Raw genomic sequence first — 9,854 nt, 5'->3', positions numbered from 1 at the left:
CCGCCGCATCCCGGCGGTAGGGGCGGTTGCGCCAAAGCGAGGGCCGCCCCGGCCGAGGGAGAGTTCGCTCCCGGCCGCAGAAGCCACGCTCGGCCAACAGGATATTCATACCCAGTCGGCACCCGCCCAGTCGACACTCGCCCAGTCGGCACCCGGCATCCGCTGTGCGTCGACGGCGGCTGCCAGAGCTCGGCGGCATTCCCAAACGCCGTGGGATCAGCCGTTCTGCGGTCGGCATTTCTCCGTCAGAGGCACACTGTAATCGTCCAACAATTAACTCATGAATATCAAGTCACATAAATCCAATCAGTCATATTCATATGAGTTCATTCATAGATGTGTGTACGAAAAAATATAGGGCGAACGTCCCTTTACTAGGCCCTTGCCTTAATGAGATCATAGTTATATTGATTCTCTTCTGCGAGTAATAATGGCATCTGCCACCTTGGTCAATGGACGACGATGGCGAGGGAGCAGGGCCGTCGAGGGCTAAATTTAATTCTCAAATCGCCCTCATGATCACGCACTTCTATTCAAAGACACAGAATCATTTCAATAAACGCTATATATCCTTATATAAATCCTTGCAGATCCATACAATTCGTCCGAATACTTCATAAAAGGAAGAATCATGAGAAAAAGACGCATAACGGCGGCCGGAGCGCTATGTGCAGCGGCTTTGATGTTTCCCATCGGCTCGGCGAGTGCGGATTCGTCACCGGACGTCGGCAATCTCTCCAGCAAGGCGGTCAATTCGGTGGTAGCCATGCAGAAGCAGGCAAACACCGATGCTTTCATCGCAAAGAAGGATGCTCCCGCATCCGCGCTGAAAGGAGTTTGCTCAAAGGATAAAGCGCAAAAGAGCGCCGCTAACGTAGCGAACTCCGCCAAAAAGATGTCTCAGTCCATGTCCAAAAACCCAAAGAGCCCGCGTCACATTGACAAAGTCGACGTGACGATTAAAAAGACTACTACTAACAAAAAAAGTAACGGCAATTTTCTTATCACCACACAGGTACGAATCTCGCGCCATGTGGCGGAGGACAATGTAGATTGGGTGGAAGTAGTCCCTCATGAGACGGAAATGGACACTCAAGGCTGCATTGTAGATATTACGGTCAAAGATCGGGACTATTACGATAAGCATCCCGGCAATTCCCTTCCGGAAAATCCGAAAGGCAATCCGAATCCTTCACAGAAGGATCCAACAGCAAAAAACAATTTTACCACACAGCAAACACAGAACAATTCTGCACCTGTTTCACCTGCACTTCTGTCATTAAGTAAAGATAAAAAGCAAAAAGCTGTCGATTACGCTATTAAATACGCAGAAAACCAAAATAGTGATTATTATTACTATGATGGGAATGACTGTACTAATTTCGTATCTCAAGCTATGTTTGCCGGCGGCTGGACATTTTTCAAGAATCCTTTATATCCACTCGACTATATGATGGATTCGTCATGGTGGTATAACTCAAAAGGAGTTCCTAGAAATAGTTGGTCATGGTCGGCGGCTGAGAATTTCTATCACATGGCCACCGGACCGAAGGATTATCCTGGTCTCCGTAATTTACTCCGTAGAACGGTTATAATAAATAACATTTACGATTTGGAACCAGGTGATATTCTCCAATATAAAGCTGCAGGAGAAAGCAATATGACGCATACGATGATCGTCACTAAAAAAGGCAATGATGGAATGCCTTACCTGAGCTATCACACGGATAACACGCTCAACAGGCCTTTCTCCTCAATGGCCGATAAAGATGTGACGTGGTACGCGCATCGCACCTAGACGCGATCGCCGTCGCGAACTCGCGAGCCGGCGCCGACAGCGCCTTTCGGCAGGCCGTAGGGGGATCCCCCTACGGCCTGCGTCGCCTTTCCAGCTCCGTCAGTATTTCCGCGATCCCCGGAGCTTGCCTCAGGCTGCGGGCGGAGACCCTGGCCGCCGTCGCCCCGGCGAGCGCTCGATAGGCGGGCGGTATGTCCGCGTAATCCCCGGTGGCGGCGAGCGCGTCGAGGGCGGCGAGGTGTTCGCGCACCGTGCCGGCGTCGCCCCGGGCGACGGGGCCGGTGAGGGCCGCCTCGCCGGAGCTCAATGCGCCGTCCAGTGACGCCTGGAGGAGCGGAGCCAGGTAGGAACCGGGATCGTCGACGCCCACGGCTTCCAGTGCGCGCATTGACTGCCCGACCAGGGTCACGAGGTGGTTCGCGGCGTGCGACAGGGCCGCGTGGTAGAGGCCCCGGTCCTCCTCGGCGACGACCACCGGGTGGCCGCCGACCTCCGCGGCCAGCGCCTGGCCGATCGGCAGAAGCGTGTTAGCCGCGGTCACGGCGAACGGACAGCCGGCCAGCCGAGCGACGTCGAGCGAGGTGCCGGTGAAGGTCATAGCCGGATGCAGTGCCAGCGGCATCGCCCCCAGCTGCGCCGCGGGGTCGAGGACGCCGACGCCGAACCGTCCGGCCACATGGACGACGAGCTGGCCGGGCGCGAAGGCCTGGAGCCTTGCCAAGCCCGCCACGAGCGGGCCGAGTTCGTCGTCGGGGACGGCCAGCAGGAGGACGTCGCAGGATGCGGCCACGTCCACGGGGTCCATCGCCGGCACGCCGGGGAGCATCGCCTCCAGCCGCTCGCGGCTCACCTGGGACGGCGCACAGGCCCCGGTGATCGTGTGACCCGCTGCGCGCAGCGCCGAGGCGAGGGAGGATCCCACCCTCCCCGCCGAGACGACGCCGATGTTCAGGCGTCCCGGTTCGGGCGGCTTGGGCGTAGCGGACATCGTCCCTCCTCGGTCGGGGTGCTCGGCACCGCCATCCTTCCACATTCCCCAGCCTGGCGCGTCCCGGGCCTCGCTAGGTGGATGCCCCGGAGGCCTGGTAGCCGTCGAGGTTCTCGTCGTCATCGTCCCCTTCGACGACGCACCAGCGTTCGGCGACCCATCCGCAGAGAGCCAGGAAGAGGCTCGCCCCGCAGGCCAGGAGGAGGGAGAGCACCTGGGCGCGCACGTACCCGGTGTGGCCGGTGTGGCGGAAGATCGCCGCGCAGGCACCGGCGAGCCCGGCGAAGAAGGCCCCGCTGCGCGAACACGCCTGGGCCAGTACGGCGACGCGGGCCGCCTGCAGCGGGCGCATCCTGGTTGCCTTGCCCTGCCGCAGCCTCCTGACCCGCCACCCGTCGACGGCGACGCCGACGGCGACGATCAGGATCGGCAGGAACAGCGCGGTCGGGACGGCCACGGGCGCTCGCCCCCCGTCGAGTAGGATCGCGCACGCGATCACGCCGAGTCCGGCTCCCGCCCCGCAGACGAGTGCCAGGCGTCTCAGCGACGTCAAGCGCATACGCCGCTCCGGGCGGCCGCGGCGGCCGCGAGCGATGCGACCGGGGAGCCGGCGAGCGTCGCATCCGGTTCGATCTCCATCCACGGCTCGAGGACGAAGAGACGCCCGGCGGCCAGCGGGTGCGGGAGCGTCAGACGCGGGTTCCGGCTCGCTACGCCTTCGACGTCGACGATGTCGAGGTCGATCGCGCGGGGGCCCCAGCGTTCGCGGCGAACGCGGCCGAGCCGGACTTCGATGCGCTGGAGGGCGGCCAGCAGGTCGAGGGGGGACATCGCCGTCGTCAGGGTGAGGACGGCGTTGAGGTAGTCGGGCTGGGGCGGCTGGCCCGGGGCGAGGACCGGGGCGGTCCTCGCGTAGCGCGAGACGGCCGTGACGCACACGTCCAGGCGGCGGACGGCCTCCACCGCCGCGTCCAGGGCGGCGCGGGCGTCGCCCAGGTTCGCCCCCAGGGCGACGACGGCGCGCCGGATCGTCCCCGAGGCCGCGAGCGGGCCGTCCCGCCGGACGGTCACGGACGCGTCGGAGAAGGGGAGGCCGACCGGGGCCTCGGGCTTGTGGACGGTGACGGCCACGCGCAGCGCCCCGCGGGCCAGGACGCGGTCGGCTATGCGCTGGGCCAAGGTCTCGATGAGGTCGACCGACGGGCCTCGGACGACGGCCACCGCATCGGAGGCGATGTCCGCGTAGGAGACGGTGTCGGCGAGGTCGTCGCCGGCCGCTGCGCGAGCGGCCTCGACCTCCGCCTCGACGTCCACGAGGAAAGGCTGCGGACGGGTCTTCTCCTCCTCGTGCACGCCGTGGCGCCCCTCGGCGTGCACCCCCGTGATGCGGACCGTGTCGCTCATCGCGGCGCCGCCTGCGCAGCCCGCTCGTAGGCTCCGGCCCGGCGCAGCCTGGCGACGGCCTCGACCGCGGCGCGGGAGGCTGCCACCTCGTGGACGCGAACCGCCCACACGCCGAGGGACGCGAAGTAGGCGGTCATGGCGGCCGTGGCGTCGTCGCGCCGCTCGGGGCCCTCCCCTCCCGAGGCGATCTCGGCGAGGAAGCGCTTGCGCGAGACCCCGACGAGCACCGGGAAGCCGAGGCTCATGACGGACTCCATGTGGGCGGCCAGGTCCCAGTCCTGCGGGCCGACCTTGGCGAAGCCGAAGCCGGGGTCGACGACGATCTGGGAGGCGTCGACGCCCGCGGAGATCGCCCGGTCGATCGAAGCGGACAGTTCGCCGGAGACCTCCGCGGCGACGTCGCCGTAGGAGGCGAGGGCGTCCGTGGACGCCCCGCCGCCGCGATTGTGCTGAAGGATGTAGGTGCATCCGGTAGCCGCGATCGCACTGAGCATGGAGGGGTCGCCGTGCCCTCCGGTGACGTCGTTGACGATGGCGGCGCCCGCGTCCGCCGCCCGCCTGGCGGTCTCGGCGTGATAGGTGTCCACCGAGACGCGTATCGGGGTGTTGGCCAGAGTGCGGACCACCGACCCGATCCGGTCCCATTCGTCCCTGGCGGACAGCGGCGTGGCGCCGGGCCTGGTCGATTCGCCGCCGACGTCGACGATGTCGGCCCCCTGGCGGACCATGCGATAGGCCCGTTCGACGGCCGCGTCGGCGTCGACGTACAGGCCGCCGTCGGAGAACGAATCCGGCGTGACGTTGAGGATCCCCATGACGAGGCTCCGGCCGGCGGCGCCGTCGCCGATATGCTGCATGTCCCATTCCTCCCTCGCTGATGGCGGTGCTTCGATTCTACGAATCCCGGCCGGCCGGGGCCATCGGCACTCCGCATCCATCAACGCCCTCCGTCCGGCGGCGCCACCCGGCCCCGGCCTGCAGCCCGGCCCCGCTCGAAACGGGGCTGAACGCCGCCCCGCCGGCCGCCGTCTAGGCGCGCATGAGGCTGAGGGCCTCGGCGCGGGTCGCCTGATTGCGCAGGACTCCCCGCACCGCCGACGTGACGGTGCGAGACCCCGGCTTGCGCACGCCCCGCATGGACATGCACAGGTGCTCGGCCTCGACGACGACCATGACGCCGCGCGCCTCCAGGCGCTTGGCCAGAGCGTCGGCGACCTGGGACGTCAGGCGCTCCTGGATCTGCGGTCTGCGCGCATACCCCTCGACCAGGCGTGCTAACTTCGACAGACCCGTCACCCGGCCCTCCGCCCCGGGGATGTAGGCCACGTGCGCGACCCCGTGGAACGGCAGGAGATGGTGCTCGCACGTCGAATACATGGGGATGTCGCGCACGAGGACCATCTCCTGGTGGCCGATGTCGAACTGCGCGTCCAGAGCCTCGGCGGGGTCTTCGTGGAGCCCCGCGAACATCTCCCGGTAGGCCCGGGCCAGACGCTCGGGGGTGCCGGCCAGGCCCTCGCGGGCCGGGTCCTCCCCGACGGCCAGGAGAAGGGCGCGCACGGCCTCGACGACCCCGGCTTCGTCGTAGGAGCGGACGCCGGACCCGCCGGCGGACTCGGCCGGCACGCGTCCGCCCCCGCGCGGCTCGCGCAGCTCTGGCTCGCCGGCGTCGCAGGCGGAGCGAGCCTGCCGGGGAGAATCCGACTCGCCGGACTCAGGGAATCCATGCTCGCAGGAATCCAGCCCGGGGGAATCGGACGGCCGTCCGGGAGCCTCACCCACGATCGGCCCCCTCCTCGCCTTCCCGGGGCCGTCCGGAAGCTCCGGGGGCGCCGTCCGCGGCGTCCGGTCCGTCGGGCACATCGGCTCCGTCCGGTCCGTCGGCTCCAGCCGATTCATCTTCAGGCGCGGCGTCGGCTTCTTCGGCGGGGGCGCCCTCGGGAGGCGCGGCCACGCCGGATCCGTCCGCAGCGCCCACCTCGTCGGGTGCGTCGGCTCCATCGCCGTCGGGCGTTCGCGAGACCATCTCGATGGGAGGGATCTCGGTGACGGCCAGGAGATCCTCCGGGACGTCGAAGGCGTGCCAGCGTCCGCGCACGGGCGCTTCGACGACGCCGGCGAAGATCTCGGAGAGCTCGGCCTCCAAGACGGTCTCCTTCTCGATGAGCCGGCCGGCCAGCGTGTCGAGGATGGCCCGATTGTCGGTCAGGATGCGCCAGGCCTCCCGGTGCGCGGCGTCCACGAACCGCCGGACCTCCCGGTCGACGGCGGACACGAGGGCGTCCGAATGCTGGGTCTCGCCGCCGCCCAGGGCGCGGGTCATGGGGTCGGCGTCCTCGGAGGCGAGGCGGATCATGCCGATCTCGGCGCTCATCCCGTACTCGGTCACCATCTTCCAGGCGATCCCGGTCGCCTTCTGGATGTCGTTGGAGGCGCCGGTGGTCGGATCGTGGAAGACGATCTCCTCCGCGACGCGCCCGCCCATGGCGTAGGTCAGCTGGTCGAGCAGGTCGTTGCGGTACACCGAGTAGCGGTCCTCGGTGGGCAGCACCATCGTGTAGCCGAGGGCCCGCCCGCGCGGGAGGATCGTCACCTTCGTCACGGGATCGGCGTTGTGCAAAGCCGCCGCCGCGAGCGCGTGCCCCGCCTCGTGGTAGGCGGTCAGGAGCTTGTCGGCGTCGTTCATCACCCGGGAGCGGCGCTGGGGGCCGGCCATGACGCGGTCGATGGCCTCGTCGACGTCCGACTCGACGATCTCCCTGCGGCCGAAGCGCGCGGCCAGGAGGGCCGCCTCGTTGAGTATGTTCTCCAAGTCGGCCCCCGTGTATCCGGGGGTGCGGCGGGCGATCATCTCCAAGTCGATGCCCTCGGCGATCGGCTTGCCCTTGGCGTGGACTCCGAGGATGGCGGCCCGGCCTTGGAGGTCGGGGGCGTCCACGGAGATCTGCCGGTCGAAGCGCCCGGGGCGCAGCAGCGCGGGGTCGAGCACATCGGGCCGGTTGGTCGCCGCGATGAGGATGACGTTGGTGCGCAGGTCGAAGCCGTCGAGTTCGACGAGCAGCTGGTTGAGCGTCTGCTCGCGCTCGTCGTTGCCGCCTCCGATGCCCACGCCGCGGCCGCGGCCCACGGCGTCGATCTCGTCGACGAAGACGATCGCGGGGGCGTTCTCCTTGGCCTTGGCGAACAGGTCGCGTACACGCGAGGCCCCCACGCCGACGAACATCTCGACGAATTCGGAGGCCGAGATCGAGTAGAAGGGCACGCCGGCCTCGCCCGCGACGGCGCGCGCCAGGAGCGTCTTCCCCGTGCCGGGCGGCCCGTAGAGGAGGACTCCTCGCGGGATCTTCGCGCCCAGGGCGTGGTACCGGTCGGGCGCCGTCAGGAAGTCGGTGATCTCGCGGAGTTCGGCGACGGCCTCGTCCTCGCCGGCCACGTCGTCGAAGGTGACGTCGGGCCGATCGGCGTCGAGCTGCTTCTTGTCGCGGACGCGCCCGAAGGCCCCGATGCCGGACTGCATCCTGGGCAGGAGGAACATGAAGGCGCCGATGATGATGACGATCGGGACAACCATCGTCAGGATCGACGACCAGATGGACGTCTGGGGAACCCGCGAGTCGTAGCCGAGCCTGGGCTTGGCCTGCTCGACGAGCTTGGCGACCTGCTCCCCCTGGGCCTGGACGTACTCGAATTCGACGCGTTTGCCGACCTCGTGCCTCTTGCCCTCGGAATCCATGGCCCTGGCCGACTCGCTCAGCCACAGGCGCACCTGCTGGGTTCCCTCGGTCACCTGGACGCGTTCGACCGTCTTGCCCTTGAGCAGCTGGATGCCCTCGGAGGTCTTGACCGATCGGAACTGCTCGCCTCCGAAGAACATCCACAGCGCCGAGAGGGCGACGGCGACGACGAAGACGACGACCGTGAACGTGCGCATGGGACGCCGTTTGCCCGAGCCTCGCGCGCCGTCGCCCGGGCCGTCCGGCTTGCCTCCGTCCCCCTCGGACTTGGAGCCCTGCTTGGAGCCCTGTCTCAGCCCGGCGAGCCGCTCCCGCAGCCCGGCGATCCCGTAGTCCCGGAAGCCGGGCTGACGCGAAGGCCTGCCCTCGCCGGATTCGCTCTCGCCGGGTCTGTCTTGGCCGCCGGGCACCGGCCCGGGCCCGCCCGATCCGCCTTCGCCGCCGGGTGCCGCGGGTCCGTTCGATTCGCCCTGGCCGCCGGGTGCCGGCCCGCGGTCGTCCGCGGGCTCGGGTGTGCGATCGCCGGGGGCGGTCCCGGTCTCCACGCCGGTGGCGATGCGGCCGCGATCTGGCGTGTCGGCGCTGTCCGCGCCGTCGTTCTTGTCTAGCACTCAGCCTCCGTACACATGTGGTGCGAGCGTTCCGACGAAGGGCAGATGCCTGTAACGCTCCGCGTAGTCGAGCCCGTAGCCCACCACGAACTCGTTGGGGATGTCGAAGCCGACGAAGTCGACGTCGATCTTCACCTTGGCGGCCTCGGGCTTGCGCAGGGCCGTGGCGATGCGCACCGAGGCCGGGCAGCGGGACTCCAGATTGGCCTTGAGCCAGGAGAGGGTCAGGCCCGAATCGATGACGTCCTCGACGATCAGGACGTCGCGTCCGGCGATGTCGGTGTCGAGGTCCTTGAGGATCCGCACGACGCCGGAGGACTTGGTCCCCGAACCGTAGGAGGAGACGGCCATCCAGTCCATCTCGACCGGGATCGCGATCTTGCGGGCGAGGTCCGCCATCACCATGACGGCGCCGCGTAGGACGCCGACGAGCAGCAGGTCTCCGCCCCCGTGGCCTCCCTTCCCGTAGACGTCGTCGATCTGCGAGGCCATCTCGGAGAGCCTGGCGTCGATGTCCTCGGCCGTCACGAGGATCCTGTCCAGGTCCGCACCCATGTCACGCGCGTCCATGGCCTTCCTTTCGTCGCCTCGCACCTGCGCTGTCAAAGATTACCCGGCCTGCGGACAATTCCACGCCGACACCCGGCAGGTGAAGGCAGGCGCCGCTGCGCCGCGAAGCGACAAGGCCGTCGAGCCGGATGATGTGCCATGAGGTGAGCTCCCCCGGCCGGGCGCCGGCGGCGATGGCCGCGCTGCGCAGGATCCTGGTCCTCACGGCCTGCGGCAGAGAGCGCAGGCCGTCCACGTCCGGTTCCGATCCTAGCCGAGTCGCGTGCTCGCGGGCGATGGAATCGAGCGCTTCGGTGTCGGCGCGCAGCAGGGCGGCCGTGCGCGCGAGCGCCTCGACGACGCCGGGGCCGAGGTCCTCCTCCAGCGCGGGCAGTGAGTGATGGCGCACGGCGGTGCGGCGCAGCGGCGTGCCGTCGGCCGCCCGCACGGGCGAATCCGGCTGGTTCGTCGGGTCGTCGAACCAGCCGACGCCCTCCGAGGCGAGCGCTTCGCGCAGCAGGGAGCGGCGCAGGCCGAGGAACGGCCGGAGGGCGCGGACGTCCGGCGCTCCCGGGACGGCGGAGGCCGCCGGCATGCCCGCGATCGACCGGGCGCCCGATCCGCGGGCCAAGCCCAGCAGGACGGTCTCCGCCTGGTCGTCGGCTGTGTGGCCCAGCAGGACGGTCGCGGGCGGGCGGGAACCGGCCGATTCGCCGCCCAGCGTCCGGGCGGCGCGGGCGAGCGCGGCGTACCGCGCGGCGCGCGAGGCC

The 9,854-nt window shown here is 68.1% G+C and carries 9 protein-coding genes; 1 reads left to right on the top strand and 8 read right to left on the bottom strand.

The features are described 5' to 3' along the window. Positions 1-631 precede the first annotated feature (631 nt). Complete coding sequence (locus HMPREF0043_RS10520; protein ID WP_021601022.1) at positions 632-1,798, top strand: amidase domain-containing protein; 1,167 nt, start codon at positions 632-634, stop codon at positions 1,796-1,798. 70 nt (positions 1,799-1,868) lie between these two features. Here the strand turns inward: HMPREF0043_RS10520 and HMPREF0043_RS01510 are convergent, their stop codons facing one another. The 8 genes from HMPREF0043_RS01510 to HMPREF0043_RS01475 form a co-directional block, all read right to left on the bottom strand. Beyond that, complete coding sequence (locus HMPREF0043_RS01510) at positions 1,869-2,786, bottom strand: Rossmann-like and DUF2520 domain-containing protein (RefSeq protein ID WP_040317590.1); 918 nt, start codon at positions 2,784-2,786, stop codon at positions 1,869-1,871. 73 nt (positions 2,787-2,859) lie between these two features. Then, entirely contained in the window at positions 2,860-3,345 is a 486-nt protein-coding gene (locus HMPREF0043_RS01505) for a DUF3180 domain-containing protein (protein WP_021601020.1), read from the bottom strand. Further along, positions 3,336-4,190 carry a 2-amino-4-hydroxy-6-hydroxymethyldihydropteridine diphosphokinase gene (gene folK / locus HMPREF0043_RS01500; RefSeq protein ID WP_021601019.1) on the bottom strand — a complete coding sequence of 285 codons (855 nt, stop codon included), beginning with the start codon at positions 4,188-4,190 and terminating at the stop codon, positions 3,336-3,338. The genes HMPREF0043_RS01505 and folK overlap by 10 nt, the downstream gene beginning before the upstream one ends. Further along, complete coding sequence (gene folP, locus HMPREF0043_RS01495; RefSeq protein ID WP_021601018.1) at positions 4,187-5,047, bottom strand: dihydropteroate synthase; 861 nt, start codon at positions 5,045-5,047, stop codon at positions 4,187-4,189. The genes folK and folP overlap by 4 nt, the downstream gene beginning before the upstream one ends. A 172-nt stretch (positions 5,048-5,219) precedes the next feature. Beyond that, the gene (folE, locus tag HMPREF0043_RS01490; RefSeq protein WP_051317382.1) at positions 5,220-5,816 is read right to left on the bottom strand and encodes a GTP cyclohydrolase I FolE; all 597 of its coding nucleotides are present in this window, start codon (positions 5,814-5,816) and stop codon (positions 5,220-5,222) included. 148 nt (positions 5,817-5,964) lie between these two features. Next, positions 5,965-8,121, bottom strand: coding sequence for an ATP-dependent zinc metalloprotease FtsH (gene ftsH, locus HMPREF0043_RS01485; RefSeq protein WP_084432012.1), 2,157 nt, complete (start codon positions 8,119-8,121; stop codon positions 5,965-5,967). Positions 8,122-8,535: 414 nt separating this feature from the next. Further along, on the bottom strand, positions 8,536-9,105 hold the full coding sequence (gene hpt, locus HMPREF0043_RS01480) for a hypoxanthine phosphoribosyltransferase (RefSeq protein WP_021601015.1): 570 nt from the start codon (positions 9,103-9,105) through the stop codon (positions 8,536-8,538). Continuing rightward, positions 9,092-9,854, bottom strand: a 763-nt coding sequence (locus HMPREF0043_RS01475; RefSeq protein WP_021601014.1) for an ATP-binding protein, incomplete at its 5' end; no start/stop codon positions are given. The genes hpt and HMPREF0043_RS01475, both read right to left, overlap by 14 nt.

Source organism: Actinobaculum sp. oral taxon 183 str. F0552, assembly GCF_000466165.1.
Classification (GTDB): Bacteria; Actinomycetota; Actinomycetes; order Actinomycetales; family Actinomycetaceae; genus Peptidiphaga.
Note: the sequence above shows the minus strand (reverse complement) of the source record. Positions and strands in the feature narration are given on the sequence as shown.

What these genes read in the sequence shown, in the direction of transcription:
- HMPREF0043_RS10520 (WP_021601022.1), top strand. Translation starts at nt 632, where the DNA reads ATGAGAAAAAGACGCATAACGGCGGCCGGAGCGCTATGTGCAGCGGCT.
- HMPREF0043_RS01510 (WP_040317590.1), bottom strand. Translation starts at nt 2,786, where the DNA reads ATGTCCGCTACGCCCAAGCCGCCCGAACCGGGACGCCTGAACATCGGC.
- HMPREF0043_RS01505 (WP_021601020.1), bottom strand. Translation starts at nt 3,345, where the DNA reads ATGCGCTTGACGTCGCTGAGACGCCTGGCACTCGTCTGCGGGGCGGGA.
- folK (WP_021601019.1), bottom strand. Translation starts at nt 4,190, where the DNA reads ATGAGCGACACGGTCCGCATCACGGGGGTGCACGCCGAGGGGCGCCAC.
- folP (WP_021601018.1), bottom strand. Translation starts at nt 5,047, where the DNA reads ATGCAGCATATCGGCGACGGCGCCGCCGGCCGGAGCCTCGTCATGGGG.
- ftsH (WP_084432012.1), bottom strand. Translation starts at nt 8,121, where the DNA reads ATGCGCACGTTCACGGTCGTCGTCTTCGTCGTCGCCGTCGCCCTCTCG.
- hpt (WP_021601015.1), bottom strand. Translation starts at nt 9,105, where the DNA reads ATGGACGCGCGTGACATGGGTGCGGACCTGGACAGGATCCTCGTGACG.